Raw genomic sequence first — 25,525 nt, 5'->3', positions numbered from 1 at the left:
GCCCGTCGTTAGCCCCGTCTGTCCCACAGGCGGGGCTTTTTTATTTGCGAAACGCATGGCCGTCCGGGCCTGCTATTCGGCGCGCGAATGCTAGCTATCCATACAACGAGCTTCAGGAAAAAACGGGAAAGCGCCTATCATTTTTTTACACAAACCAGAAAATGTTAGGAGACCATAATGCACAACCCCCAACTGACTTCCATCGCCAAGGCCCTTATCGCCATTGGCTCCCTGTCGATTGCCACGGTAGCCGTAGCCGCCGAAGGCGAGGCGCAGAAAGACGGCGGCCTGACTGAAGTCATCATCACCGCGCAGAAGATCGCGCAACCTGCCAGCAAGACGCCGCTGGCGCTGTCGGTGATTTCCGGCGATGATTTGAAAAACGCTGGCACGGTTGATCCGCGCGCCTTGGCAGCGACCTTGCCGAACGTGGAAATCGGCCAGGAAAGCGGCATGCTGCAAGTGTCGATCCGTGGCGTGACGAGCCTCGACATGACCGAGAAGGGCGATCCATCGGCGGCCTTCCACGTCGACGGCGCGTATGTGCCGCGCTACGAAGCGCAAGCCGTGGCGTTCTACGACCTCGATCGCATCGAAGTGCTGCGCGGCCCGCAAGGCACGCTGTATGGCCGTAATGCCACCGCCGGCGCCATCAACCTGATCACCAACAAGCCGACCCGCAAGCTGGAAGGAAAAGTCGGCATCGAGCTCGGTAACTTCAACACCCGTCGCTACGACGGCGTGTTGAATATTCCGCTGGGCGATGTGTGGGCCTTCCGTGCCGCCGTCAACGGCAACAAGCACGACACCTTCCTCAATCCCGGCCCGAACCACATTCCGCTGGAAAGCCAGGACGACAAGTCGCTGCGCCTGCATTTACTGGGTAACTTCAGCGCCGACACCAGCCTGCTGCTGACTGCCGAGCGCAATGAAATCGGCGGCGCGGGCGTGTCGCCGGTCCCGCTGACCAACTTCTTCTCCGGCACGCCGACCGGTACCTTGCCGTTCACTGCGCCGGGCCGTGGCAACGACCTGCTGAATCCTGTGTACGTGGATCGCGGCAGCGATGTACAGCGTACCGCCGCCTGGGAGTTCAAGCAGGACCTGAACCAGCACCGCGACAACTTCGCCAACTCGCTGCGTGCCGAATTCAAGACCAAGCTGGGATCGACCGAAATGACTTACCAGCTGGCGCAGATGCGCATGCACACCGACCAGTTGAACAACGGCGTCTACTTCGGCTTCCCGTTCGCCAATACGATCAATGGCGACAGCAAGGCGGTATCGAATGAACTGCGCTTCAACTCCACCGGCACCGGTCCGCTGCGCTGGGTGGCCGGCGTGTACCACTTCGACGAAGACAACTTCCGCCACTCGGAATACAACACCTACATCACCGCGCCATTCGGCTCGTTCGTGGTCAACCTGCCGTTCCTCGCTTCGATCAACAACAAATCGAAGGCGGCCTTCGGCCAGCTTACGTACTCGCTGCGCGAAGACACGCGCCTGACCACCGGCTTGCGCTACACCAAGGACCGCAAGTCCGGCTACGATCCGCTGAGCGGTGAAGCCGCCATACCGCCGGCCACCACCAGCAGCAAGGCTTATGCGCAGGACGTCAGCTTCAACAACACCAGCTGGAAAGTCGGCATCGATCATGACCTGATGAAGAACGTGATGTTGTACGCCAGCGTTTCGACCGGCTACAAGTCCGGCGGCTTCAATGCGGAAGCCGATACCGGCGTGTACCAGCCGGAGACCTTGAAATCGTTCGAGGCCGGCGTCAAGGGCCGCTTCTTCGAGAACCACCTGCAAGTGTCGGCCAACGCCTTCCACTACGATTACAAAAATCAGCAGCTGACCATCACCACCTGCCGCACCAACGACCCGGCCACCTGCCATTCGTTCACCAGCAACGCCGCCAACTCGGTGGTCAACGGCCTGGAAATCGAGAGCAAACTGAAGGTCGGTAGCGGCGGCGAGTTCCGCGCCACGGCGGCCTTCACCGATGCGCACTACAAGGACTACCACCCAAGCACCACCATCAACTACTCGGGCCGAGACCTGGACCGCGCGCCGAATACGACCATTGGGCTGGGCTACACGCACCGCTTCCTGCTGGAGAACGGCGGTGAAATTGCCGCCACGCTGTCGACCCGTCATTCGACGTCGTACTACCTGAGCGATCCAACGATTGACGTGCGCTATCGCCAGCCGTCGTTCCGCAAGTCCGACGCATCGATCGGCTACGACAGCGCGGACGGCAAATGGAACGTGCAGCTGTTCGTCAAGAACATCGAGGACGAAATCACGCTGCAAAGCCGCGTGCCAGGCGCCTTCTTCATCAGCGACCCACGTACCTACGGCATCCGTGCAGGCTACAACTTCTAAGGAACCACGCATGAACATCATCGGACCAGACGCACTTGTATTCGGCGTGGACGACGTCGGCGCCTGTGCCCAGTACCTGACCGACTACGGCCTGACGCCGGTGGGCGTGACGGTCGACGGCGGCCGCTTTGAAGCACTGGACGGCACCGCCATCATCATCGCGCACAAGGACAGCGCCGGCCTGCCGCCGTCGCTGGGCACGGCCAGCATGCTGCGCAAGACCATCTACGGGGTGGCCGACCAGCGCACGCTGGATGCCATCGCCACGGAGCTGCAGCGTGACCGCGAAGTGCACAAGCTGGATGACGGCAGCATCGAAGCGCAGGACGACATGGGCTTTGTGCTGGGCTTCCAGCTCACCGTACGCAAGGCCATCGACCTGCGCGCCGAAGCGGTCAACGCGCCAGGCGCCAGCTTGCGACGTCCGCTCAACGTGCCGGCGGTGGACGAGGCGGCGGCAGCGCAACCGCGCTCGCTGTCGCACGTGGTGTACTTTGTGCCGGATGCCGCCAAGGCCGAAGCGTTCTACAGCGACCGCCTGGGTTTCCGCTGCACCGACCGGCTGCTGGGCGCCGGCCCGTTCCTCAAGCCGGCCGGCACCGACGACCACCACACGCTGTTCCTGATCCAGACGCCGCCCTTCATGAAAGGCTGCGAGCACTTCACCTTCCACATGGGCGGGCCGACCGAAGTGCTGCTGGCCGGGACGCGCTTCGTCAACAAGGGCTACCAGTCGTTCTGGGGGCCGGGGCGCCACAGGTTCGGCTCCAACTGGTTCTGGTACTTCAACAGTCCCTTGGGCTGCCACGTGGAGTACGACGCTGACATGGACCTGCATGACGAGGCGTGGGTGGCGCGGCAGGCGCCGATGAGTGCCGACGCCTCGCAGCTGTTCCTGTTCCAGTCGCGCGAAAAGTGGGCGCCGGGCGGCCCGCCGCCGAAGGGCTAGCGTCGGAAGTCTTTGGGTGTCCTGCCCATCCGCTTCTTGAACAGGCGGCTGAAGTAGGCCGGGTCCTGGAAGCCTAGTTCATAGGCGATGCTCGCAATGCTGGCCGGAAGATAGGTCAGCTTGCGGCAGGCTTCCAGCATCAGGCGGTCCTGCGTCAGGTCGAAGGCCGATTGGCCGGACAGCTTGATGCACAAGCGGTTCAGGCGCGTCGGCGTCACGCGCAGCGCTTCGGCGTACTGGCCGACTTGCCATTGTTCCTTGTAGTGCCGCTCCACCTCCGCGCGGAAGCGGCTGAACAGTTCAAAGTCGCTGCGGCCCGATTGATCGGCCAGCGTGTGCGCCGCCTGTTCGCGCACCAGCAGCAGCAGGGCGCTGCGCGCCAGCCATTCCAGCATCAACGTGTGGCCGTATTCCGGCCATGCCGCTTCCGCACTCAAATTCTCCAGCAAGGCCACCAGCCGCTGTTGCGACGCTGTCAGGTCGATCGCCAGCGGCTGCACAAACAGCGGCGAATACAAATCCCCCTGGCCGTGCGCGGCCGAGAAGATCACGTTCTGGTCCACCGTCAGCACATAGCCGTGCGCCTCCGGCGAAAAATCGAAGCCATGCACCACCGATGGGTGTATGGTGATCGCTACCGGCCCGCTGCGCTGCCACACGGCGTCGCCGATGCTGGCGCGGACTTCGCCGCCGAGTAGGAAAAGTACCTGAAACAGGCCGGGATGCGTGTGGCTGCCGATATGCCAGTCGTATATCCGGCTGCGCGTTTCGATCAGTTCAATATGTACAAATTCAGCGGTGGCGGGGCGGGTCTGCTCGCCGTACAGGGCAAACTGGGGAATATCGGGCTTGTTCATGGTCGTGAGCCGGTGTGTCGTCTGTCAAAATAGTACAAGTTTTAGCGTTTTTCATCCATGTTTTTTACGTGCCAACGCCGCTACGATGACGTCATACCTACACCACATCGGAGATAAAACATGCGCACCCAAGTCGCTATCATTGGCGCCGGTCCCGCCGGCCTGTTGCTGTCCCATTTGCTGCACCTGCAAGGGATTTCCTCCATCGTTGTAGAAACCCGCTCGCGCGCCGATATCGAAGCGACCATCCGCGCAGGGGTGCTGGAACAGGGCACGATGGATGTGCTGACCGCCGCCGGCGTCGGTGAGCGCATGCGCAAGGAAGGCGCGCTGCACCACGGTTTCGAGCTGGCGTTCGGCGGCAAGCGCCATCGCATCGACCTGCACGGCCTGACCGGCAAGTCCATCACCGTCTACCCGCAGCACGAGGTGCTGAAGGATCTGGTGGCGGCGCGGCTGGCGGCGCAAGGCACCATCCTGTTTGAAGTGAGCGACGTGGCGCTGCACGATGTGACCAGCACCAAGCCGTATGTCACGCTGCGCCACGCCGGCGAAGCAGTGCGCATCGATGCTGATTTCGTCGCTGGCTGCGATGGCTATCACGGCGTGTCGCGTCCCGCCATGCCGGATCAGGCCAAACGCCAGGACTACCAGAAGATTTATCCGTTCGGCTGGTTCGGCATCCTGGTGGAATCGGCGCCGTCGTCGGAAGAACTGATCTATGCCCAGCATGAACGTGGCTTCGCGCTGGTCAGCACTCGTTCGCCGACCGTGCAGCGCTTGTACTTCCAGTGCGATCCGAAAGATAGCGTCGATAACTGGTCGGACGACCGCATCTGGGCCGAGCTGCATGGCCGTCTTGAGAATCACGACGGTTGGAAGCTCAAGGAGGGCAAGATCTTCCAGAAGGGGATCATCGGCATGCGCAGTTTCGTTTCGACGCCGATGCAGGCAGGGCGCCTGTTCCTGGCCGGCGACGCCGCGCACATCGTGCCGCCGACCGGCGCCAAGGGGCTGAATCTGGCGGTGGGCGATGTGAAGGTGCTGACGGCAGGGCTGGTGGAGTTCTACCGCAATGGTAGCGAGGCGCTGCTGCAGTCGTATGGCGAAACGGCATTGAAGCGTATCTGGCGCGCGGAATGCTTCTCGTGGACGATGACCCGGCTGCTGCACACCTTTGCCGACGCCACGCCGTTTGAACGCGCGATGCAGCGCGCCGAACTGGAAAACATCGTCAGCTCGCCAGCGCTGGCGACAGCGCTGGCTGAGAACTACGTCGGCGCGTTTTAAGCGTCTGCCAGAAACGCCAGCACCAGCGCCGCGAACGCCGCAGGCTGTTCGATGGCGCTGATGTGGGAGGCTTCGGGAATCACCCGCAGTTGCGCACGTGGCAGCTGTTTGGCCAGTTCTTCCGCCATTGCCGGCGGCGTGCCGGCATCCAGCTCACCGGCGATGACCAGCGCTGGTACGTTGATGTTGGCCAGGCGATCCGTCGTATTGACGCCGCCGACGGCCGCGCAGCAAGCCACGTAGCCATCGGTGTCGGTGGTCAGCAGGCGACGGCGGAAGCGCTCCACCGTGCCGCCGCGCTGGGCGCGGAAACCTTCGTGGAAGTAGCGTCCCATCACCGCTTCCGCAATTGCTGCGATGCCGCCTTCACGCACGGTGGCGATGCGTTGTTCCCACATCGCTTGCGCCGCAGCCGGATATGAAGAAGTGGTATTCGCCAGCACCAGCGCCGATACCAGCGACGGGTGGCGCAACGCCAGTTCCTGTCCCACCATGCCGCCCATCGACAAACCTATCCACGTGACCGGCCCGGAGTCCAGCTCGCGCAGCAGGCGTGCGGCGTCGTCGGCCAGGTCGGCCATTGCGTACGGACCGGCCGGCGCGTCCGAGCTGCCGTGGCCGCGATGGTCGTAGGCGATCACGCGGCTGTCTTCCGACAGCAGGTTGGCCAGGTGGTCCCACATGGTCAGGTCGCAGCCCAGCGCGTGGCTCAGCACCACGGTGCGGCGCGGCGTCTTGCCGTTGCGCGGCTCGCGTACGCTGTAGTGCAGGGCTGGCGTGCTGGCAGTGCGGCCTTCGCGGCCGATGCCAGGATGCGCAGTGGCGGCAGGTGCCAGCGGCTCCAGTACGTAGCCGATCTGCGGGCCGACTTCGCGCAGGATCGCTTGCGCATGGGTGAAAGCCGTGTTCGCGGCCGGAACGCCGGCGTAGATGGCCGATTGGATCAGCACTTCTTTCAGTTCGTCCGGCGTCAGGCGGTTGCTGTCCTCGCCCAGCAGCGCGGCGCGCACGTGCAGGTCGAATTCTTCCCAGCGGCCCAGCGCAATGGTGATGGACAGGACGATCGCGCGGCGGGTCTTTTGCTCCAGCCCCGGACGGCCCCAGATTTCATTCCACGCGAAGCGCGTGATCAGGTTCTGGAAGTCGGCGTTGAAGGTATTGGCGTTGTTCAGCGAACGCTCTACCCAGGCGTCGCCAAGGATGGCGCGGCGGTTATTCAGCCCGCGCTCGAAATCGTGGTCGATAGGATCGTAGCTCATGTTGGTGTCGAGAGTTTGGTGATGTCCGCGCGCAGTTGGCGCAGCTGTTGTTCGGCGAGACGTTGGGCGGGGCGCGCCAGCGCGGCTGCATCCTGCGCCGAACCAGGATAAATCAATTCCTTGAATTCGCTGATATTGCGCAGCATGCGGTCGCTGTCGATGTGCAGGCCGGCCATTGCTTCATTTAGCGCATACAGCGCACCGTGCGCGCTGAGGAACAGCGACGGCCACTCGGCCAATTCGGCCTGCCAGTTGCCGAGACCACGCTCGTGCTGCTGGCCCATTGCCGCCAGCAGCGTCGCGCCATGCTGCGGCGTGCGCGTGGCGGCAGCCAGCGCGATCATGGCCGATACTGGATTGCGCTTGTGCGCCATCGCCGACGAACCGCCACGGCCTTCACCGGACGGTTCCGCCAGTTCGGCGATTTCACCCTGCGCCATCAGGCTCAGGTCCGCCGCGATCTTGCCCAGGCTGCCCGACAGCACGGCCACTTCCAGGCCGAGCCGCACCCATTCGTCGCGCTGGGTGTGCCACGCAGCGTCCGGCGAGCGCAGGCCGAGGATGGCGGCCATGCGTTCGACCACCGCCGGCCCTTGCTCGCCAATGACGGACAAGGTGCCGACCGCACCGCCCAGCTGCAGCTGCAACGCGCGGGCGCTGGCTTCGCGCAGGCGCGTGCGGGCGCGCACCAGCGGCGCCAGCCAGCCAGCGAACTTGAAGCCCAGCGAGGTAATCAGGGCAGGCTGCATCAGCGTGCGTGCCAGCACCGGCGTGCCGGTATGCTGCTCGGCCAGTTCCAGCAGGCGGCCGGTCAGGTCGTGCAGGCCGTCGTCCAGCAACTGTAAGGCTTCGCGCGTGGCCAGCACCATCGCGGTGTCGATCACGTCCTGGCTGGTGCCGCCGAAGTGCACCTTGCGGGCCGCTTCAGCGTCCATGCTGGCCACGGCCTTGGTCAGCTCTTTTACTAGCGGGATCGCCAGGCTGCCGGCACGGCGGCTGGCGACCACCAGCGCGTCGACGTCGTAGCGCTGCACGTCGCACGCTGCGGCGATGGTGTCTGCGGTGGCTTGCGGCAGCAGGCCGACGTCGGCCTCGGCCTGTGCCAGCGCCTGTTCAAAGCGCAGCATGGCTTGCACGATCGCGGCGTCGTCGAACACCGCGATCATGTCGCTGCTGGTGAGGAAACTATCGAAGATTGATACGCTCATGTTTACTTATAGTCGAAGAACACGGTCTCGCGTTCGCCTTGCATGTGGATGTCCCAGCGGTAGCTGCCGTCCGGCTGGGGCGCGGCCAGCAGCGTAGCGCGGCGGGCGGCCGGTACTTGTTCCAGTATAGCGGACTGCGACAGGCCGGCATCGTCGGCCAGGAACACGGCGGTGAACTGGTGCTTGACCAGGCCGCGCGCGAACACGGTGATGTAGGCCACCGGCTCGCCCGCCGCCTGTTCAGCCTTGGACAGCTGGAAGCGGAAGCCGCCATCTTCGCCGCTAGGCACGCGGCGGAAGCCGGGGATATCGGCCGCAGCTTCAGCGCCGGCGGCGGCAGGCTGCCATGATTCGATCTGCGCGTCGTTGATCGGCGCACCGGCGCCGTCGTAGATGATGCCCTGGATGGTGATGGCGCCAGCGCTGGCGTTAAGTTCAGTCGCCCATTTCCACGCTTCGTGCGAGAACGGACCGATGGTTTGCGAGGTGGTGATATTGCTCATACTGGTCTCCTCAGATGCCGAATGGGGTGGCGTCGCGTCCGCGCAGGACGACATCGAATACGTAGCCCAGCATCTGGTCGCTCACGGTTTCTTCGATGCTGAAGCGCGAGATCAAACGCTGGCGCGCGGCTTCGTCGGGAATGCTCTGGAAGATCGGGTCGTACGCGAACAGCGGATCGTTCGGGAAGTACATCTGCGTCACCAGGCGCTGCGCGTACACATTGCCGAACAACGAAAAGTGGATGTGCGCCGGGCGCCATGCCTTGTCGTGGTTACCCCAAGGGTAAGGGCCAGGCTTGATGGTGATGAGGCGATAGCGGCCGTCGTCGTCGGTCATCATCTTGCCCCAGCCGCTGAAATTCGGATCGAGCGGCGCGTCGTGCTGGTCCTTCTTGTGGCGATAGCGGCCGGCGGCGTTGCACTGCCAGACCTCCAGCAGCGAGTTGCGCACCGGTTTGCCGTCTTCGTCCACGATGCGGCCGGTGACCACAATTTTCTCGCCGATCGGTTCGCCGTCGCCGTGCTTGGTCAGGTCGGCGTCGTTGGGCAGCACAATGCGCGACTTCGGCGCGATGCCTTCCGACACCGGCACCGGCGCGTCGAGGCGCAGCAGCGGTTGTTGCGGGCCGCGATGGGTGGTCGATTTGTACGGTGGATAAACCAGTTCCGGGTAGATCCCGGGAGCGATGGCGTCGAATTTCACAGCTAGTCTCCTCTAGTGAATGCTGTGATGATGGTACGAAGCGGGCTGGCGGGGGACAAGAGGGAGCTGTCGTGCTATATTCGCTATACGCACAAATTGTGCGCATATCGCACAAATGACGATTTATTTTTTATGGATATCGATGACGATTCGATAGCGCCCGCACCGCGCGACCTGGTGGCGGGGCTGGAAAAAGGCCTGCAGGTGATTGCCACCTTCGACCAGGAGCGCAGCCGCCTGAGCATCGCCGACGTGGCCGCGCGCACCGGCCTGACGCGGGCGGCGGCGCGCCGCTATTTAATTACGCTGACCCACCTTGGCTACATGCGCCATGAAAACAAGCTGTTCTCGCTGACGCCGATGGTGCTGCGGCTGGGGCAATCCTATTTGCACTCGGCCCGCCTGCCGCGTCTGGCGCAGCCGCTGCTGTACCGGCTGGCCTATGCGCAGGGAGAGGCCGCCTCGGTCGGCGTGCTCGACCACGACCAACTGGTGTGCGTGGCGGCGGTCAGCGCCGGGCAGCTGGTGTCGGTGACGCTGCAGCCGGGCACCCGCGTGCCGGCCTGGTGCACGGCCAACGGCCGCATGCTGCTGGCCAGCCTGCCGCCGGCGCAGCTCGATGCCTATCTGGAGCGGGTGCAGCTGGAGCCGATCACCGAGCATAGCATCATCGACAAAAAACGCCTGGCCGAGGCCATCCACCGCGCCCGCAGCCAGGGTTACGCGCTGGTCGACCAGGAGCTGGAACTGGGCCTGCGCACGATGGCCGTACCCCTGAAAAACTTCCGTGGTGAAGTCGTGGCCGCCATGAACATCAGCGTCCACGCCGGCCGCATGACGCTTGAACAAATGGCCGAACGCTGCCTGCCGGCCTTGTTGAAAATACAAGTTGAATTGAACGCCATGCTCTAAGCGCTAGTGTTGGACTCGAAAGCGACTAGCTAAGTGTGCGAGGCGCTTGTCAAAAGCCCACAGCTTGACGCCGGGAGTAATCAGCGTAGAAGAAAGCAAGGCCATATCGACTATTCCGCAGCCAAATCCATATAATTGCTCGCGCTCGATAAAGTACATGACTTCTCGTAGCGCTGCTTGTCGTGGTTTTTGCAGGACGGACATGTCTTTAAGGGTTTGGGCACGGGGGGCCGGAGGAGTGCCGCAGGTCAGCTCGCCCAATATTAGTGGATGGGTTAGCACGAGATCGCGCTTTAATAAATCGATAAGCTCTGCACTGGGGCGCCTGAAATGAGCGACCCATACGGAGGTGTCGACGAGTACTCCGTTCATCGGGCTGGGCCGGGCCGGCGACGAGGAATCTTCGGCATGTCTGGCGCTGTGCCGCCTAAAGCCGCCAAGCGCTTGCCAGCCTGTACCCGAATAAAGGTTTTGATCGCTTCCCTGAACAGGTCGGCTCTATCCATCGCTGGGTCCGCCATTGCCAAGGCCTCTTCGTACAGATCGTCGTCTATCGTCACAGTCATTTTCATGGGCGCCTCCTGAGAATCCAGTGTGTGCCAACTTGGAGGCCTGCGCAACCACGCGTGTATGCGGCATCGCACCATATCGCGTGGGGTTTGATCCGGATCAATTTCACATCGGACACGCATTTTCCTGTAGGATACCGACTTCTTCCGACCGGAGGATGTACGACTATTTCTCTTGGAGACGGAATGGGAGTTTTTCGCCCACCGATGCACAAGCCGGCAAAACTGGCTGTGTTGGCTTGTATTCTTGCTATTGCTACTGTGGCCGCTGCTGAGGGCTGGCGCTGGTCGCGCGCGCGGCAGCATCACGCAAAACCGGCAACGGCCGATGCGTCCGCGCCATCGCCGGTCACGCTGACCGAAATTTCCCGCACCATCATCCCGATGCCGAAAGGCGTGCCGTCCGCGCATGCCAGCGCGCTGGCGCAGCTGCCGCAAGGCGACCTGATTTCCTTCTGGTGGGCCGGCAGCCGCGAAAGCGGCCCCGATGTGAAGGTGTACGCCTCACGCTGGTCCAACGGCCAGTGGAGCGACAACTGGGTGGTCGCCAGCCGCGACTCGCTCGGCGAAGCGCTGGGCCACGGCGTGCGCCGCATCGGCAACCCGGTGGCGTGGACCGCGGCCGACGGCACCGTGCATCTCTATGTGGTGGCCACCGGCCTTGGCGGCTGGGCCGCCTCGCGCGTAGTGCAGCTGGAGTCGCACGACGAAGGCCACAGCTTCAAGGTGCGGCGCGTGCTGCCGATGTCGCCGGTGTTCAATACCAGTGTGCTGGTGCGCTCCACGCCGGTCGGCCTGGCCGATGGCGGCTGGTGGCTGCCGGTGTACTTCGAGATCGGCCACAAATATCCGATGCTGGTGACCTTCGACGCCAACGGCGACCCACAGAACCTGACCCGCATCGGCGCCCGCACCCGTTCCTTGCAGCCGACGCTGGTACCGGTTTCGCCGACCGAAGTCCGGGCCTGGATGCGCGATGCGCACAAGGATAACTCGGTGGTCCAGCAAGCGGTGAGCCACGACGGCGGCGCCACCTGGGAAGACCTCGGCCCGACCACCATCCGCAATCTCGGCACCTCGCTTGCGGTGCTGCGCCTGCATAGCGGCAGCCTGCTGATGCTGGGGAACCAGGGCACCAACCGCAAGACCGCGCGCAGCACGCTGTCGCTGTCGATATCGGCCGACGGCCAGACCTGGAAGCCGCTGACCGACATCGTCGCCGGCAAGCCAGGCGACGAGTTCTCGTATCCCGCCATGTTCCAGGTGGGCGATGAGCTGCACATCACGTACACCCACCAGCGGCAAGCGATCGCGCACCACCGCATGAAAATCCATGACGCGGAGGAGCCGCAATGAGCTTGCCCGAACTCGAACTGCAGATTATCTATGCGCGCATCGCATGGGGCCTGATCGCGGCCGCGATGCTGCTGTCGGTGCTTCCGACGCTGCTGCCGAAAGTCTTCCCGCAACTGGCCAACCGCACCAAGGCCATCGTCATCGCCACCGTGGCGTTGGTGATGGTGCTGCCGGGCGAGGCCTCGCCGGCCTACTGGCTCACGCTGGTGTTCCAGTATCCGAGCGGCCTGCTGGCCGGATTCAGCTTGGTGGCGCTGCTGGCGCGCTGGCGCGAGCGGCCGGTGATCTTCCCGCTGCATCCGGCCTTCGCCGCGCTGCTGACCGTGGCCGGCGTGGTGCTGTACCTGGACGCCTTTGGCGTGCTGGCACTGGGACTGTACTATCGCGGCTTCGATTCCGGCGCCGCCACGCTATTGACCTGCGTTGCCGCTGTCGCCGCCGGCGCCGCCATCCTGTTCCGCATTGCCGGCAGCGCCGGCCTGGCGTTGATGACCAGCGTGCTGCTGTTTTCGCTGCTGCGTCTCCCGACCGGCAATCTGTGGGATGCGCTGATCGATCCGCTGGTGTGGGCATGGGCGGCGGGATCGGTGATCCTGGCCGGTGTACGCCGCCATCAGGCGCGCAAGGCCCCGGCCCAGGAGACGCCTGAACCGGAACCAGAACTGGCTGCGGCGCGCGTTGCCAACGGCATCGAATAAAATTGGTATAAATAGTATAAACAAGGGAGTAAATTACATGGCATCGACGAAGTGGTATGTGCATCCGGTGGTCGCCACCGGCGTCATCATCAATGTGTTCATTCTGGGCCTGGCCGTGCTGTGGGCGAACGACAACGCAGCCGAGTGGCGCCTGCTGGTGGAAGACGGCATCGTCGAGTGGATGCAGTTCCTGTGCTTTGCCTTGCTGTCTGGTTTGCTGGGCTTCCTGGCCGTCGAACAGTGGCAGCGCGAACCGAAAATCAATCTGCAATTCCTTGCCTTCGCCGGCCTTTGCGCGCTGGTCGGTCTGGCGGCGCTGGAAGAAATCAGCTGGTTCCAGCGCGTGCTGCACATCGTGCCGCCGGAGTTCTTCGCCCAAAATAACCGCCAGGGCGAAACCAACCTGCACAACCTCGCAATGGGCAAAAGCAGCCTGCATAAAGCCGTGCTGCTGAAGGTGATCGCGGTCGTCGGCCTGACCCACAACGTCATCCTGCCGCTGCTGGCCCGCAAGCGCGTGGCCGTGCGTGACTTCGTCGAGAAGTTCGGACTGTACCTGCCGCCGCTGTCGGCATCGCTGATCTACATCGTGCTGGTGGCGCTGTCGCACCTGCTGGTCGACCATCCACGCAAGGGCGAACTGGGTGAACTGTTCGGCGCCATGCACTATCTGGTGACCGTGGTTGCGGCATACTTCTTCGGCGTGAACTACGGTAAAAAACCGGTGTTCGGCGAATCGCGCGACAGCCGCAACCTCTCCACGCTGTTCTGCATGATCCTCGTGTTCATTCTCCTGTGCGGCTGGATGCTGAGCGCCGGCGCAGGCGCCGGCGCCTACATCGCCAGCCATCCAGGCTTCGGTGCTGAATGATTAAGCGTATGGCAGCCCGGCTGGGCAAACTGACGCTGTGGGCCGGCCCATTCGCCGGCGTGCTGCAACTGCTGCTGCTTGGGCTGGTGATCTTCTCAATGTCGCGCATCGGCTTGGTGGCGTGGCAGTGGGAGCGGGTATCCGCCACCGGCATCGTCGGGCAAATTCTGGTGCAAGGCGTGCGCGCCGACTTGATTATGCTCGGCTACCTGATTGCCGTGCCGCTGGTGTTGTCGCCGCTGCTGGCGCATAACAAGACGTTCGGCCTGTGGAAGAACATCACGGTGGTGTGGGGCACATTCGCCCTGATCTTCATCGTCTTCATGGAAGTCTCCACGCCGCAGTTCGTGATGCAGTATGACGTGCGTCCGAACCGCCTGTTCATCGAATACCTGTCGTATCCGGCCGAGGTGATGTCTACCTTGTGGAACGGCTTCCGCATCGCGCTGGTGCTGGGCGTCAGCCTGACCATCGTGCTGGGCGCCACCATCTTCAAGCTGCTGAAAGCCGCATCGGCCGACATGGTCGCATGGCGTCCACTGAAACTGCTGGCCCTGTGGCCGTTGTTGGTGCTGCTGGTGGCGTTCCAGATCCGTTCGACGCTGGCGCACCGTCCGGCCAACCCGGCGCTGTTCGCGTTGACCGGCGATGCGATGGTCAACTCCCTGATCATCAACTCGCCGTGGTCGGTACTGGACGCGTGGGCCGCCATGAGCCACGAAGCCAATTCGTCCGAAATCTACGGCAAATACCCGCGCGAAAAAGTATTCGAAGTGGTCAAGAGCGCACCGTGGCTGCGTGACCAGCAGTTCACCTCCGCCGACATGCCGACCCTGCACAAGCAAGTGGCGGCGATCCAACGCGAGCGTCCGCTCAACCTGGTCATCGTGCTGGAAGAAAGCCTGGGCGCGACCTTCGTTGAATCGTTGGGTGGCCTGCCGGTCACGCCGGAGCTGGAAAAACTGAAGAAGGACGGTTGGTGGTTTGAACAGCTGTATGCCACCGGCACCCGTTCGGTGCGCGGCATCGAGGCCGTGGTGGCGGGCTATCCGCCGACCCCTGCGCGCAGCGTGGTGAAGCTGTCGCTGTCGCAGCAAAACTTCTACACGCTGGCCGCAGGCCTGGGCAAGCAGGGCTACCACACTGAATTCGTGTACGGCGGCGAGGCGCACTTCGACAATATGCGCAGCTTCTTCACCGGGAACGGCTTCCAGAAAGTGGTGGACCGCCGCGACATGAACCCGGTGTTCGAAGGCAGCTGGGGCGCATCGGATGAGGACCTGTTCGACAAATCGCTGGAGCGTTTGAAGACCCTGCACGCCAGCGGCAAGCCGTTCTTCAGCCTGATCTTCTCCTCGTCCAACCACGAGCCGTTCCAGTTCCCGGACGGCCGCATCAAGCTGCACGATGCGGAGAAGCAGACCGTCAACAACGCCGTCAAGTACGCCGACTATGCGCTGGGCCGCTTCATCGCCGAGGCGAAAAAGCAGGCCTACTGGAAGGACACCGTGTTCCTGATCGTGGCCGACCACGATAACCGCGTGTATGGCGACAGCCTGGTGCCGATCAAGAAGTTCCACATTCCGGGCCTGATCCTGGGCGCGGATGTGCAGCCGAAGCGCATCACCACCATCGCCAGCCAGGTCGACCTGGCGCCGACGCTGCTGTCGCTGCTGGGCGTATCGAGCGAGCACCCGATGATAGGCCGCGATCTGGCGCGCGACAGCGACACGCCGGGCCGTGCGCTGATCCAGTTCGATAACTATTTCGCATGGCTGGAAGGTTCGTCCGCCACCATCCTGCGTCCGGGGCAGGCGCCCCTGGCCGGCCAGTACGACGCCGCTACCGGCGTGCTGACCACCGGCGGCGTGCCCGATGCGCAGTTGGTGGACAAGGCCATGTCGCACGTGGTGCTGCCATCGCTGCTGTACCGCGAGCAGCGCTATAAGCTGCCGCCGTCCGGGAAGTAAGGAGCCCGCGATGCGCTTGCTGCTGGTCGAAGACGATCCGATGATCGGCGAGAGTATCGAGGAAGGCCTGCGTGGCGAAAGCTACGCGGTCGACTGGGTGCGCACCGGCGGCGACGTCGAGCTGGCACTGGCAGGCGTCGCGTATGACCTGATGCTGCTCGATCTCGGCTTGCCGGGCAAGCAGGGCATGGAAGTGCTGCGCGCCGCCCGTGCGCGCGGCGACGATTTTCCGGTGCTGATCATCACTGCGCGCGACGGCACGCCGGCCCGCGTCGAAGGTCTCGACGCCGGCGCCGACGACTACCTCGTCAAACCCTTCGACCTTGATGAACTGCTGGCGCGCATCCGCGCGCTGCTGCGGCGGCGCGTCAGCCGCACCCAGTCCGTTATCGTGCATGGCAACCTGCGGCTGGATCTGGCCAGCCACGAAGCCACGCTCGACGGCCAGCCGGTCAAGCTGTCGGCGCGCGAATTTTCCGTACTGCGCGTGCTGCTGGACAATCCGGGCAGCGTGGTCTCCAAGGCGCAGCTGGAAGAAAAGCTGTACGGCTGGAATGCCGAAGTAGAGAGCAACACCGTCGACGTCTACGTGCATCACCTGCGCAAGAAGTTTGGCTCGGACTTCATCAAGAACGTGCGCGGCGTCGGCTACAAGATCGCGGCGGCGCCGTGAAAACCATCCGCCGCCAGCTGCTGATTGGCCTGCTCGGCGCCACGCTGGTCTGCGTGCTGGGCGCCGGTGCTTTGCTCTATCGCGCGCTGCGCATGGAAACCAACGAACTGGCCGACCTGCAGCTGCGCCAACTGGCGGTCGCGCCGGAGAGCGGGTCGCCGCTGGCCGAAGATCCCGAAGAAGAATTTGTGCTGCAGCGCTGGGACGACAGTAGCGGCAGGGTGGAGGTGCTTCACACCTCGCACGGCCTGCGTCCCTTGCCACGTCTCGCGGTAAGCGGCTTCACCACCACCAAGATCGATGGCCATCACTGGCGCATATACGGCGAGCGGCAGCATACCCGCTATGTGCAGGTGGCGCAGCCGCTGGCCATCCGCAACAAGCTGGCGGCGGAGATGGCGCTGCGCTCCGGGACGCCGCTGGTGTTTTTTGCTTTGCTACTGGGCGCGTTGCTGGTGGTGGTGGTCGGCCGCGCCCTGCGCCCGCTGGAGCGGCTGGCGCAGGCGGTGGAAGGGCGTTCGGCGTCATCGCTGGAGCCGCTGTCCACCCAGGAATTGTCGCCTGAGCTGCAGCCGGTTGTATTGGCGCTCAATTCCCTGATGCAGAAATTTGACGAAGCGCTGACCGCGCAGCGCACCTTCGTGGCGGATGCTGCGCACGAACTGCGTTCGCCGCTGACCGCGTTGAAGTTGCAACTGCAACTGGTCGAACGCGCGACGACCGACGAGGCGCGCGCGCTGGCGCTGGCCAAGCTGGATGAACGGCTGGACCGCAGCACCCACCTGGTGCGCCAGCTTCTTAGCCTGGCGCGGCACGAGTCCACGCTGGCCGCAACGCAGCACAAGCCGGTGGACCTGGGGCGATTGCTGGAGTCCGTGGTGGCCGATCATTCCACGCTGGCCGAAAGCCGCAACATCGACCTCGGCATCGAGGCGCCGTGCCAGTTGGTGATCGACGCCGACGAAGACGCCTTGCGCGTGCTGCTGAATAACCTGGTCGACAACGCGCTTCGCTACACGCAGGAGGGCGGCCGGGTCGACCTGCAGGCCTGCCGCGAAGATGGGCGCGCGCTGCTGCGGGTGCGCGACAACGGCCCCGGCGTGCCGCTTGAATACCGGAGCCGCCTGTTCGACCGCTTCTTCCGGCCGGACGGCCAGCAGGCCTGGGGCGCAGGCCTTGGGCTGTCCATCGTGCGCAACATCGCCGACCACCATCAGGCCGAAATCGTACTGTCTGACGGGCTGGAAGGGCGCGGATTAAGCGTCTCCGTACTTTTTTAATGCTGCGTTAATACTCTTTCAGGCAAACTTCCCGCTTCTGAAAATCGAGCGGTAGTCTTAAATGAAAAAAGTTCTCATTCTCGGCGTGAACGGCTTTATCGGCCACCACCTGTCCAAGCGCATCCTGGAAACCACCGATTGGCACGTGTACGGCATGGACATGAGCACCGACCGTATCGGTGATCTGCTGGCGCATCCGCGCATGCATTTCTTTGAAGGCGACATCACCATTAACAAGGAGTGGGTGGATTACCACGTCAAAAAGTGTGACGTGATCCTGCCTTTGGTCGCGATCGCGACCCCCTCGACTTACGTGAAAGCCCCGCTGCGCGTGTTCGAACTGGATTTCGAAGCCAACCTGCCGATCGTGCGCGCCGCTGCGCGCTATGGCAAGCACCTGGTGTTCCCGTCGACCTCCGAGGTGTACGGCATGTGCCACGACGAGGAATTCGACCCTGAGAACTCGGAACTGATCTGCGGCCCGATTAACAAGCCGCGCTGGATCTACTCCAACGCCAAGCAGCTGATGGACCGCGTGATCTGGGGCTACGGCATGGAAGGCCTGAACTTCACCCTGTTCCGTCCATTTAACTGGATCGGCGCCGGGTTGGACTCGATCCACACGCCGAAAGAAGGCTCGTCGCGCGTGGTGACGCAATTCTTCGGTCATATCGTCCGTGGCGAGAACATCTCGCTGGTGGATGGCGGCCACCAGAAGCGCGCCTTCACCGACATCGACGACGGCATCGATGCGCTGGTGAAGATCATCGCCAACAAGGACGGCGCGGCCAGCGGCAAGATCTACAACATCGGCAACCCGGTCAACAACTACTCGATTCGCGAACTGGCCGGCATGATGCTGGAACTGGCCGCCAAATATCCCGAGTACGCCGACAGCGCCAAACAGGTCAAGATTGTCGAGACCACCTCCGGTGCTTACTACGGCGAAGGCTATCAGGACGTGAAGAACCGCGTGCCGAAGATCACCAACACCTGCGAAGAGCTGGACTGGAAGCCGACCACCACGATGGCCGACGCATTGAAGAAAATCTTCGACGCCTATCGTGGCCAGGTGGCTGACGCACAAGCGCTGGTCAACTGACGCCACGCGCTGCTGATGCTCGCGTTCCTGCGCTCCCGGGCCGGCTGGTATCTGCTGGCTGGCTTGTTCATCGTCGCATCGCTGTTCGTGCTCAACGTGCGCACCTTGATCCCGCCGGACGAAGGGCGCTACGCCGAGATGGCGCGCGAAATGCTGCTCAGCGGCGACTGGATCACTACTCGGCTGAACGGCATCAAATACTTTGAAAAGCCGCCGCTGCACACGTGGATGAGCGCCTTGTCGTTCGCGCTGTTCGGCATCGGCGAGTGGCAGGCGCGCTTGTGGAATGGCGTGTGCGGCATCTTCGGCGTGTTGATGGTGGCTTATACCGGCCGCCGCGTGTACGGCGGCCTCGCTGGCGAATATGCGGCGCTGGTGCTAGCCTCGATGCTGTTCTGGGGCGGCGCTTCGCAATTCAATTCGCTCGATCTTGGCGTGGCCGCGACCATGTGCTTGTCGCTATGCGCCTTGCTGCTGGCGCAGCAGGGCAGCGCGACCGAAACGCAGCGCCGCCGCTGGATGCTGGTGTGCTGGGCCGGCATGGGCTTGTCGCTGCTGGCGAAAGGCCTGATCGGCGTCGTGCTGCCGGGCGGCGTGCTGGTGCTGTACGCGCTGCTGAGCGGCGACCGCGCGATCTGGCGGCGGCTGCATATCGGGTCTGGCGTGCCGCTGTTCCTGCTGGTGTCCCTGCCGTGGTTCCTGTTGGTGGGCGCGCGCAATCCGGAGCAGCCGGCGTTTTTCTTCATCCACGAACATTGGGACCGCTTCTTCCTGAAAGAGCATCACCGCGAAGGCCCGTGGTACTACTTCCTTGTGCTGCTGCTTCCCGCCGCCATGCCGTGGATCGCCATCATACCAGTCAGCGTGGTGGCAGCGCGCCGCCGTCTGCCGGGCCGCTTCCAGTCCGGTATCATGCTGCTGATCTGGATCGTCTTCATTCTAGCCTTCTTCAGCTATTCGAGCTCCAAGCTGCCGGGCTACATGCTGCCGGTGTTCCCGGCGCTGGCGCTGCTGATGGGCCGCCAGCTGGAACGCGCCAGCAGCAATGCGGCGCTGGGCATGACAGTTATTGTGGCGCTGGCCGGAACGGCCGGCTTGAGCGTGGCCTTGCTGATGCCTGGGCTGGACGATATACGCCACTTGCTGCTTACCGCCAGCCTGGTCGCCTTGCTCGGTGCAGGCGCAGGCTGGATGGCGGAATGGCGCGGCCATCGCACCGGCATGGTGATCGCGCTGGCGGTCAGCGGCTGGATCATGACACAGCTGCTGATGGCGGCGACCGAACCGCATGGCCGCGAACAGTCCGGCGTGGCGCTGGCCAAGGCGCTGCGGCCGGCGCTGACGCCATCCACGCCGGTGTACATGGTCGGCACCTACGAACAGTCGATGACCTTCTATATGGCGCACAAAGTCACCACCGTGGCCTTCGGCGATGAACTGACTTTCGGCCTGCAGCAACAGCCGGAACTCGGCATCCCGACGCTGGAACAATTCATCACCCGCTGGCAGGCCCGCGCGGCAAAACGCCAGCCGCAATACGCCATCATGCGCCACACCATGTACCAGCACCTGCTGCAACGCCAGGTGCCGATGAAAGTCGTCGGCACCAGCGAGCGCGTGGTCGTGGTGTCCGCGCGCTAGCCGATCAAGGCGCCGCCCCGGCCGTGCCTCCCTTGAACTGCGCATCGCGGGCCAGCATGCGGTTGATGCTGGTTTCGGCCTGTGCCAGCGTTTTATCGACGGCGGCGCCGTAGACGATGGTGGCGGTCAGCGCGTCGCCCAGCGTTTTGCCGACGATGGCCTGGCGTGCCACTTCAATTGGCAGAGCCACGCCGTCGCGCGAGATGGTGGCGATCTCGCTGCGCAGCGGCAGTTGGCGGAACGCCGGCGAATCGATCACGGAACGCCGCGTCGGCAGTTGCCCGGTGCGCGCCCATACGCCGCCTTCGTCGTACAAAAACTTGAGGAACACCAGCGCCGCCTGGCGCGTACCCGCATCGGCCGTGCCGCCTTTCAGCATCACCATGATGTGATTGTCGGCCCACATTGCGCTGTTCGCGTACAGCTGCGGGAACGGCGTGGCGGTGTAGCCTTTGTAGGTGGCGCTATCCGCCTGCCTGGCCTGTTTCAGCAGGTCGCCGATGATCCACGTGCCATTCACCATGACCGCGCCTTCGCCGGCCGCGAAGCCTTGCAGCGCCACGCCGTAGTCCATGCCGCGCGAGGTCAGGCCTTCTTCGTACAGTGTTTTCAGCACCCGCACGGCGTCGCGTACGGCGGGGCTGTGCAGGTCGATATGGAAGTCGTCGTTCGGGAACAGCGAGCCATTCTGCTGGCGCAGCATGGACAGCAGCGTGCGCGGGAAGAAGGCCGGATCGTTGGTGGTCAGCCAGATGAAGTAAGGCTTGCCGGTGGCTTTCTTGAAGCGGCGCGCCTGTTCCAGCAGCTGCTGCGGGGAGTTCGGCAGCACCGGTTTGCCGTCGGCGCGCACCAGCCCTGCGCGCCGCATCAGGTTCAGGTTGATGTGCCACAGCCATGAATGCGTATCGAACGGCAGGGCGTAATGCTGGCCGTCCACCGTGACTGCGGTTTCTGCCTGCGGCGTGAAGTCGGCGCTGTCGATGCCGATGGCCTGGAACTCGTGGTCCAGCGGCGCGATCAGGCCGCGCTTGACGAAATCGTTCAACGCGGAGCTGTGCAGGATGGCCACCGCCGGCACGTCGCGCCCGACGATGCGCGCGCCCAGCTGGCTGTAGTAGGAGCCATGCTCCACCACTTGCGTGCGCACCACGATCTGCCCGCGATGCTGGGCGTTGAACTTGTTGACCAGCGCCGTGATGATGCCGCATTCGCCGGTTGCTTGCGAAGGATCGGTGACGTTGCCGTAATCCGCGTCGCACGAACCGAAGAAGCGCGCGAACGATATTTCCACCGGCGCGGCGGCCGCCGGCCTGCAGGCCAGCAGCAGCGCCAACGCCGCAGTTTTTAAAATGAGTCTCATGCTTAGCGTACCTTGCCGCCGGCAACCGCCGCGACGATATATTTTTGGAAGTAGGCGTACAACACCAGCACCGGCGCCGCCGCAAACACTGCTTGCGCCATCAGGAAGCCCAGGCCCTCGGATTGCGCGAAATTGGTCTGGGTCGAGGCCAGTCCCAGTGTCAGCGTGTAGTGCTCCGACTGCGTGGCGGAGATGAGCGGCCACAGATAGTCATTCCATGCGCTGAGGAAGGTGACGATACCCAGCGTAGCCTGCACCGGCAGCGACAGTGGCAGGATGATCCGCGTGAACACGGTCCAGCGCGAGGCGTTGTCCAGCAGCGCCGCTTCTTCCAGATCGCGCGGGATGGCGTTGAAGTACTGCGTCATCAGGAACACGCCGAACGGAGCGGCCAGTCCGGGCAGAATCAGGCCGGGGTAGCTGTTGTGCAGTCCCCAGTCGGCGAACATGCGGTGCAGCGGAATCACCACGGCGGTTTGCGGCACGGCCAGGCCGGCCAGCACCAGCCGGTAGATCCACGTTTTGCCAGGGAACTCGGTGCGGGCGAAGCCATAGCCGGCCAGCGACGACAGCAGCAGCACCAGGATGGTCTGGCCGAACGCCACCACGCAGGAATTGGCGATCCAGCGGAACACCAGCGAGGTGCCGAGGATGTCGCTGTAGTTCTTCAGCGTATACGGTGGCGCGAACAGGATGTCGGTGCGCTGCGCCAGCAGTTCGTTCGGCTTGAACGACAGGGCCAGTACCCACAGTAGCGGCGCCACCCAGCAGATGGCGGCAAACACGGTGGCGCCGAGGATGGCGCGGTTGCCCCAGCGGTTGGTCAGATTGGGATTCATGATTGCGCCTTTCCTGCGCGTCGTTCCAGCCAGCCTTGCAAGGACATCCCGCACAGCATCAGCAGGAACAGGGCCTGTGCGCCGGCGGCTGCGTAGCCGAGCTGCCATTGTTCGAACATGGCTTCGTAGACAAACATCACCAGCGAGCGGGTGCTGTTATTCGGGCCGCCCTGGGTCAGCAGCTGGACCTGGCCGAACACTTGCAGCTGCGCGATCATCTGCGTCACCGCGACCAGGATCACGCTGTGGCGGATGGCGGGCAGGGTGATGTAGCGGAGGCTGCGCCAGCGGCTGGTGTTGTCCAGCGCCGCCGCCTCGTAGACGTCGTGCGGGATTTGCTGCAGCGAGGCGAGGAACAGCATCATCGGCATGCCGATGCCCCACCAGACGGTGGCCAGCGCCACGGCGGGCAGGGCGAGCCACTCGTTGTTGAGCGGGGCGATATCGGCCAGGCCCATGCCGTGCAGGGCGTTGGCCAGCATGCCGCGTTCGGGCATCAGCACCAGCCGCCAGATCAGGGTGACGATGGTGACCGACAGCACGCCGGCGCCGAAGAAGATGCCGCGCAGGATGGCGGTCGCTCTGCCGGGGCGGTTCAGCGCCAGTGCCAGGGCGAGGCCGGTGATGACCATCGCCGGTGTGCACAGGGCGGCGAACAGCACGGTGTTGAAGGCGGAGCGCACGAACATCTCGTCTTGCAGTAAGTCGATGAAATTGATGGCGCCGACCCAGCGGCCGATGTTGGATAGCAGGTCAATGGCGTGGAGGCTGAGCCACAAGCCGTTCAGCAGCGGCCAGACCAGCAGCGTCAGATAGCACAGCAGGAATGGCGCGACGAACAGGAGGCCGATCCAGCCGGCGGAGAGGCGCTTGGCCGCGAGCGCGTTGATGGGCAGGTCGCGCTTCATGCTGGATGGTGCGCGGCGCCGGCCGCGTCGAACAGGTGTGCGCGTTGCAGTTCCATGCGCAGGCGGATGGTGGCGCCGATGGCCGGTTCTGCCTCGCGCGGCGGGGCGTCGGCGACGACCAGCAGGCCGTCCGCCAGCAGCACGTGCAGCAAGGTGCGGTCGCCAAGGCGCTCGATGACTTCGACCACGCCTTGCAGCTGGCCGTCGGCAGACGGCGTGATGGCGTCCGGGCGCAAGCCCAGTTCCATCGCGCCGTCTGCCGCGAACGATGGCACGGCCGTGCGCACTGTGGCGCCGTTTGACAGCGTGACGGCGCAGTAGCCGTCCTCGTCGGCCGCGCGCTGTACCGGCAGAAAGTTCATCGACGGGCTGCCGACAAAACCGGCCACAAAGCGCGTGGCTGGCCGCGTGTACAACTCCATCGGCGCGGCAAACTGCTCGATGCGGCCCTGGTTCATCACCGCGATGCGGTTCGCCAGCGTCATCGCCTCCACCTGGTCGTGCGTCACGAACAGCATGGTCGCGCCGAGCCGTTTGTGCAGGCGCGCCAGTTCCAGCCGGGTGCGCGTACGCAGCGCCGCATCGAGATTGGACAGCGGCTCGTCGAACAGGAAAGCCAGCGGCTCCTTCACCACCGCACGCCCGATCGCCACGCGTTGCCGCTGGCCGCCGGACAGCTGCATCGGCTTGCGCTCCAACAGCGCCTGCAACTCCAGCATTTGCGCCGCCGCAGCCACGCGCCGCTCGATCTCCGCTTCCGCCATGCGGATATTGCGCAGACCGAACGCCATGTTGTCGCGCACCGTCATGTGCGGATACAGCGCATACTGCTGGAACACCATCGCAATCCCGCGCTGGCCCGGCGCCAGCTCCGTCACGTCGCGCCCGCCGATGGAAATGCGGCCGCTGGACACCGGCTCCAGGCCGGCCAGCATGCGCAGCAAGGTCGACTTGCCACAGCCCGAAGGCCCCAGCAAGGCGATAAACTCACCGGCCGCAATCGACAGGTTGAAGTTCGGGATCACCGTATGCTGGCCATAGCGCTTGCTGACGTCGCGCCACTCGATGCCACCCAGTTCGTGCGTCATCTTCATACGGCGTTCACGTGCCGCCGCAGCAGCTCGATTTCATGAGGGCGATACGGCGTACCGTCGGTATGCAGCACGTCGTGGAACCACACTGACGGCGGCGCAAAGGTGTATGGATTCTTCCAAGAGTCCCACGGCATATTGGTCTGGCTCTTGCCGGCCACGAAGCCCCAGTTGATCATGCCGATATTCTCGGCGCGTGCAATCGGCAGCGTGTTGTCGAAGGTCGAGCCCATGCCGCGCGCCATGTACTCGGTGCACACCAGCGGACGGCCATAAGCCTGCAACTGGCGTACACGCGCCAAAAACTTCTCCGGCCAGCTGTAATCGTGGAAGGTGACGATATCCGACAGCGCCAGCTGCGCCTTCTGCACATCGTTCATGATGGTGGAGGTTGGCGACCAGTCGTCGCCGAACCAGATGCCGCTGGTCAGCGGCTGCGTTGGCGCGCAAGCCTGCGCCCAGCCGAACACCTGCGGCAGCAGCCTGGCCACCAGCGCGATCTTGTCCTTTGCTTCGAACTGCAGGTAATACCCCATGCCGCCGCCCTGGTTGTCTGGTTCATTCCACAAATCCCAGCACCACACACGTTCGTCCTTGCCGAAGGTGGTCACGATATCCTCGACATAGGCGCGCAGCGCAGGGTAGGTGGCTTCATCGGCCAGTTGCGCTGCGCCCGGGCTTTGCACCCAGCCCGAGTTGTGGATGCCGGGCATGGGCGCGCGCTGCGTGCCCAAGGCGGGACGCGGATCCCAGCACGAATCGAATAATACCAGCATGGTGCGGATGCCATGCTTCGCCGAGATCGACAAATAAGTGTCGATACGCTGCTTCAAGCCGGCGGCGTCCTGCGCCCACAGCAAATCGTGCAGGAACACGCGCATGGTGTTCATGCCTAGCGATGCGGCCCAGCCCAGTTCCAGGTCGATGCGTTCGGTGTCGAAGGTTTCAGCCTGCCACATCTCCAGCTGATTGATCGCGCTGGCGGGCAGGAAGTTGGCGCCCAGGATGCGCGGCTGTGCCGCGTACCAGGCATGCGCAGCCGAGGCGCTCCACGTTGGGGCTTGTGGAACGGCGGGGGCGATTGCGTTAGTCATC

Annotated in this window: 24 protein-coding genes; 12 read left to right on the top strand and 12 right to left on the bottom strand. The window is 63.8% G+C overall.

Features of this window, described 5'->3' with window-relative positions:
• The first annotated feature begins 177 nt into the window (after positions 1–177).
• Both BMZ70_RS06335 and BMZ70_RS06330 read left to right on the top strand, forming a co-directional pair.
• Positions 178–2,391: a TonB-dependent receptor gene (locus BMZ70_RS06335; protein ID WP_092271360.1), complete on the top strand. Its 2,214-nt coding sequence runs from the start codon at positions 178–180 to the stop codon at positions 2,389–2,391.
• Between the two features lie 10 nt (positions 2,392–2,401).
• Positions 2,402–3,340, top strand: a complete 939-nt coding sequence (locus tag BMZ70_RS06330) for a VOC family protein (RefSeq protein ID WP_092271358.1) — start codon at positions 2,402–2,404, stop codon at positions 3,338–3,340.
• Here the strand turns inward: BMZ70_RS06330 and BMZ70_RS06325 are convergent.
• Positions 3,337–4,197 carry a helix-turn-helix domain-containing protein gene (locus BMZ70_RS06325; RefSeq protein WP_092271356.1) on the bottom strand — a complete coding sequence of 287 codons (861 nt, stop codon included), beginning with the start codon at positions 4,195–4,197 and terminating at the stop codon, positions 3,337–3,339. The two genes, BMZ70_RS06330 and BMZ70_RS06325, sit on opposite strands and share 4 nt — an antisense overlap.
• Positions 4,198–4,317: 120 nt before the next feature.
• On the opposite strand from BMZ70_RS06325, the gene BMZ70_RS06320 reads away from it, so the two are divergent.
• Positions 4,318–5,487: a 4-hydroxybenzoate 3-monooxygenase gene (locus tag BMZ70_RS06320; protein WP_092271354.1), complete on the top strand. Its 1,170-nt coding sequence runs from the start codon at positions 4,318–4,320 to the stop codon at positions 5,485–5,487.
• On the opposite strand, the gene pcaD is transcribed toward BMZ70_RS06320, so the two are convergent.
• From pcaD to pcaH, 4 genes are read right to left on the bottom strand one after another with little or no spacing between them, the layout of a single operon-like run.
• The gene (gene pcaD, locus BMZ70_RS06315; RefSeq protein WP_092271352.1) at positions 5,484–6,746 is read right to left on the bottom strand and encodes a bifunctional 4-carboxymuconolactone decarboxylase/3-oxoadipate enol-lactonase PcaCD; all 1,263 of its coding nucleotides are present in this window, start codon (positions 6,744–6,746) and stop codon (positions 5,484–5,486) included. The genes BMZ70_RS06320 and pcaD overlap by 4 nt on opposite strands.
• On the bottom strand, positions 6,743–7,954 hold the full coding sequence (gene pcaB / locus BMZ70_RS06310; RefSeq protein ID WP_092271350.1) for a 3-carboxy-cis,cis-muconate cycloisomerase: 1,212 nt from the start codon (positions 7,952–7,954) through the stop codon (positions 6,743–6,745). Before pcaB ends, pcaD begins: the two co-directional genes overlap by 4 nt.
• Before the next feature lie 2 nt (positions 7,955–7,956).
• Positions 7,957–8,457 (bottom strand): peptidase associated/transthyretin-like domain-containing protein, encoded by a 501-nt coding sequence (locus BMZ70_RS06305; protein WP_092271348.1) that lies wholly within the window; start codon positions 8,455–8,457, stop codon positions 7,957–7,959.
• A gap of 10 nt (positions 8,458–8,467) precedes the next feature.
• Positions 8,468–9,160: a protocatechuate 3,4-dioxygenase subunit beta gene (pcaH, locus tag BMZ70_RS06300; RefSeq protein WP_092271346.1), complete on the bottom strand. Its 693-nt coding sequence runs from the start codon at positions 9,158–9,160 to the stop codon at positions 8,468–8,470.
• Between the two features lie 132 nt (positions 9,161–9,292).
• On the opposite strand from pcaH, the gene BMZ70_RS06295 reads away from it, so the two are divergent.
• Positions 9,293–10,072, top strand: a complete 780-nt coding sequence (locus tag BMZ70_RS06295) for an IclR family transcriptional regulator domain-containing protein (protein WP_092271344.1) — start codon at positions 9,293–9,295, stop codon at positions 10,070–10,072.
• A gap of 3 nt (positions 10,073–10,075) precedes the next feature.
• Here BMZ70_RS06295 and BMZ70_RS28745 read toward each other — a convergent pair whose 3' ends face one another.
• Together BMZ70_RS28745 and BMZ70_RS06285 are read right to left on the bottom strand one after the other, a co-directional pair.
• The gene (locus BMZ70_RS28745; RefSeq protein WP_092271342.1) at positions 10,076–10,444 is read right to left on the bottom strand and encodes a type II toxin-antitoxin system VapC family toxin; all 369 of its coding nucleotides are present in this window, start codon (positions 10,442–10,444) and stop codon (positions 10,076–10,078) included.
• The gene (locus BMZ70_RS06285; protein ID WP_092271340.1) at positions 10,441–10,644 is read right to left on the bottom strand and encodes a type II toxin-antitoxin system VapB family antitoxin; all 204 of its coding nucleotides are present in this window, start codon (positions 10,642–10,644) and stop codon (positions 10,441–10,443) included. Before BMZ70_RS06285 ends, BMZ70_RS28745 begins: the two co-directional genes overlap by 4 nt.
• Before the next feature lie 183 nt (positions 10,645–10,827).
• Between BMZ70_RS06285 and BMZ70_RS06280 the strand changes: the two genes are divergently transcribed.
• From BMZ70_RS06280 to BMZ70_RS06245, 8 genes are all read left to right on the top strand, one after another.
• Positions 10,828–11,997, top strand: coding sequence for a sialidase family protein (locus BMZ70_RS06280; RefSeq protein WP_092271338.1), 1,170 nt, complete (start codon positions 10,828–10,830; stop codon positions 11,995–11,997).
• On the top strand, positions 11,994–12,695 hold the full coding sequence (locus tag BMZ70_RS06275; RefSeq protein ID WP_092271336.1) for a hypothetical protein: 702 nt from the start codon (positions 11,994–11,996) through the stop codon (positions 12,693–12,695). Before BMZ70_RS06280 ends, BMZ70_RS06275 begins: the two co-directional genes overlap by 4 nt.
• 37 nt (positions 12,696–12,732) lie before the next feature.
• Positions 12,733–13,566, top strand: coding sequence for a hypothetical protein (locus BMZ70_RS06270; RefSeq protein ID WP_092271334.1), 834 nt, complete (start codon positions 12,733–12,735; stop codon positions 13,564–13,566).
• 8 nt (positions 13,567–13,574) lie between these two features.
• Positions 13,575–15,536, top strand: a complete 1,962-nt coding sequence (locus BMZ70_RS06265) for an LTA synthase family protein (RefSeq protein WP_229205313.1) — start codon at positions 13,575–13,577, stop codon at positions 15,534–15,536.
• A gap of 10 nt (positions 15,537–15,546) precedes the next feature.
• Complete coding sequence (locus BMZ70_RS06260) at positions 15,547–16,209, top strand: response regulator (protein WP_092271330.1); 663 nt, start codon at positions 15,547–15,549, stop codon at positions 16,207–16,209.
• Complete coding sequence (locus tag BMZ70_RS06255; RefSeq protein WP_092271328.1) at positions 16,206–17,489, top strand: ATP-binding protein; 1,284 nt, start codon at positions 16,206–16,208, stop codon at positions 17,487–17,489. Before BMZ70_RS06260 ends, BMZ70_RS06255 begins: the two co-directional genes overlap by 4 nt.
• A 61-nt stretch (positions 17,490–17,550) precedes the next feature.
• Complete coding sequence (locus BMZ70_RS06250; protein WP_092271326.1) at positions 17,551–18,591, top strand: bifunctional UDP-4-keto-pentose/UDP-xylose synthase; 1,041 nt, start codon at positions 17,551–17,553, stop codon at positions 18,589–18,591.
• 15 nt (positions 18,592–18,606) lie between these two features.
• A complete protein-coding gene (locus tag BMZ70_RS06245) occupies positions 18,607–20,232 on the top strand; it encodes a glycosyltransferase family 39 protein (protein ID WP_092271324.1) in 1,626 nt (541 codons plus the stop codon).
• Positions 20,233–20,236: 4 nt separating this feature from the next.
• Here BMZ70_RS06245 and BMZ70_RS06240 read toward each other — a convergent pair whose 3' ends face one another.
• From BMZ70_RS06240 to BMZ70_RS06220, 5 genes are read right to left on the bottom strand one after another with little or no spacing between them, the layout of a single operon-like run.
• The gene (locus BMZ70_RS06240) at positions 20,237–21,592 is read right to left on the bottom strand and encodes an extracellular solute-binding protein (protein WP_092271322.1); all 1,356 of its coding nucleotides are present in this window, start codon (positions 21,590–21,592) and stop codon (positions 20,237–20,239) included.
• 2 nt (positions 21,593–21,594) lie between these two features.
• A complete protein-coding gene (locus BMZ70_RS06235) occupies positions 21,595–22,431 on the bottom strand; it encodes a carbohydrate ABC transporter permease (protein WP_092271320.1) in 837 nt (278 codons plus the stop codon).
• On the bottom strand, positions 22,428–23,339 hold the full coding sequence (locus BMZ70_RS06230) for a carbohydrate ABC transporter permease (RefSeq protein WP_092271318.1): 912 nt from the start codon (positions 23,337–23,339) through the stop codon (positions 22,428–22,430). The genes BMZ70_RS06235 and BMZ70_RS06230 overlap by 4 nt, the downstream gene beginning before the upstream one ends.
• Positions 23,336–24,415: an ABC transporter ATP-binding protein gene (locus tag BMZ70_RS06225; RefSeq protein ID WP_229205456.1), complete on the bottom strand. Its 1,080-nt coding sequence runs from the start codon at positions 24,413–24,415 to the stop codon at positions 23,336–23,338. The genes BMZ70_RS06230 and BMZ70_RS06225 overlap by 4 nt, the downstream gene beginning before the upstream one ends.
• Before the next feature lie 14 nt (positions 24,416–24,429).
• Positions 24,430–25,524, bottom strand: coding sequence for a glycoside hydrolase 5 family protein (locus BMZ70_RS06220; RefSeq protein ID WP_092271316.1), 1,095 nt, complete (start codon positions 25,522–25,524; stop codon positions 24,430–24,432).
• Between the last annotated feature and the right edge of the window lies 1 nt (position 25,525).

Origin of the sequence: Duganella sp. CF402, assembly GCF_900109645.1 — a bacterium.
In the GTDB taxonomy this organism is placed as follows: Bacteria; Pseudomonadota; Gammaproteobacteria; order Burkholderiales; family Burkholderiaceae_D; genus Rugamonas.
The sequence above is the reverse complement of the archived record's forward strand: the minus strand, read 5'-3'. Positions and strand labels throughout refer to the sequence as shown.

What these genes read in the sequence shown, in the direction of transcription:
- BMZ70_RS06335 (WP_092271360.1), top strand. Translation starts at nt 178, where the DNA reads ATGCACAACCCCCAACTGACTTCCATCGCCAAGGCCCTTATCGCCATT.
- BMZ70_RS06330 (WP_092271358.1), top strand. Translation starts at nt 2,402, where the DNA reads ATGAACATCATCGGACCAGACGCACTTGTATTCGGCGTGGACGACGTC.
- BMZ70_RS06325 (WP_092271356.1), bottom strand. Translation starts at nt 4,197, where the DNA reads ATGAACAAGCCCGATATTCCCCAGTTTGCCCTGTACGGCGAGCAGACC.
- BMZ70_RS06320 (WP_092271354.1), top strand. Translation starts at nt 4,318, where the DNA reads ATGCGCACCCAAGTCGCTATCATTGGCGCCGGTCCCGCCGGCCTGTTG.
- pcaD (WP_092271352.1), bottom strand. Translation starts at nt 6,746, where the DNA reads ATGAGCTACGATCCTATCGACCACGATTTCGAGCGCGGGCTGAATAAC.
- pcaB (WP_092271350.1), bottom strand. Translation starts at nt 7,954, where the DNA reads ATGAGCGTATCAATCTTCGATAGTTTCCTCACCAGCAGCGACATGATC.
- BMZ70_RS06305 (WP_092271348.1), bottom strand. Translation starts at nt 8,457, where the DNA reads ATGAGCAATATCACCACCTCGCAAACCATCGGTCCGTTCTCGCACGAA.
- BMZ70_RS06295 (WP_092271344.1), top strand. Translation starts at nt 9,293, where the DNA reads ATGGATATCGATGACGATTCGATAGCGCCCGCACCGCGCGACCTGGTG.
- BMZ70_RS28745 (WP_092271342.1), bottom strand. Translation starts at nt 10,444, where the DNA reads ATGAACGGAGTACTCGTCGACACCTCCGTATGGGTCGCTCATTTCAGG.
- BMZ70_RS06285 (WP_092271340.1), bottom strand. Translation starts at nt 10,644, where the DNA reads ATGAAAATGACTGTGACGATAGACGACGATCTGTACGAAGAGGCCTTG.
- BMZ70_RS06280 (WP_092271338.1), top strand. Translation starts at nt 10,828, where the DNA reads ATGGGAGTTTTTCGCCCACCGATGCACAAGCCGGCAAAACTGGCTGTG.
- BMZ70_RS06275 (WP_092271336.1), top strand. Translation starts at nt 11,994, where the DNA reads ATGAGCTTGCCCGAACTCGAACTGCAGATTATCTATGCGCGCATCGCA.
- BMZ70_RS06270 (WP_092271334.1), top strand. Translation starts at nt 12,733, where the DNA reads ATGGCATCGACGAAGTGGTATGTGCATCCGGTGGTCGCCACCGGCGTC.
- BMZ70_RS06265 (WP_229205313.1), top strand. Translation starts at nt 13,575, where the DNA reads ATGGCAGCCCGGCTGGGCAAACTGACGCTGTGGGCCGGCCCATTCGCC.
- BMZ70_RS06260 (WP_092271330.1), top strand. Translation starts at nt 15,547, where the DNA reads ATGCGCTTGCTGCTGGTCGAAGACGATCCGATGATCGGCGAGAGTATC.
- BMZ70_RS06250 (WP_092271326.1), top strand. Translation starts at nt 17,551, where the DNA reads ATGAAAAAAGTTCTCATTCTCGGCGTGAACGGCTTTATCGGCCACCAC.
- BMZ70_RS06245 (WP_092271324.1), top strand. Translation starts at nt 18,607, where the DNA reads ATGCTCGCGTTCCTGCGCTCCCGGGCCGGCTGGTATCTGCTGGCTGGC.
- BMZ70_RS06240 (WP_092271322.1), bottom strand. Translation starts at nt 21,592, where the DNA reads ATGAGACTCATTTTAAAAACTGCGGCGTTGGCGCTGCTGCTGGCCTGC.
- BMZ70_RS06235 (WP_092271320.1), bottom strand. Translation starts at nt 22,431, where the DNA reads ATGAATCCCAATCTGACCAACCGCTGGGGCAACCGCGCCATCCTCGGC.
- BMZ70_RS06230 (WP_092271318.1), bottom strand. Translation starts at nt 23,339, where the DNA reads ATGAAGCGCGACCTGCCCATCAACGCGCTCGCGGCCAAGCGCCTCTCC.
- BMZ70_RS06220 (WP_092271316.1), bottom strand. Translation starts at nt 25,524, where the DNA reads ATGACTAACGCAATCGCCCCCGCCGTTCCACAAGCCCCAACGTGGAGC.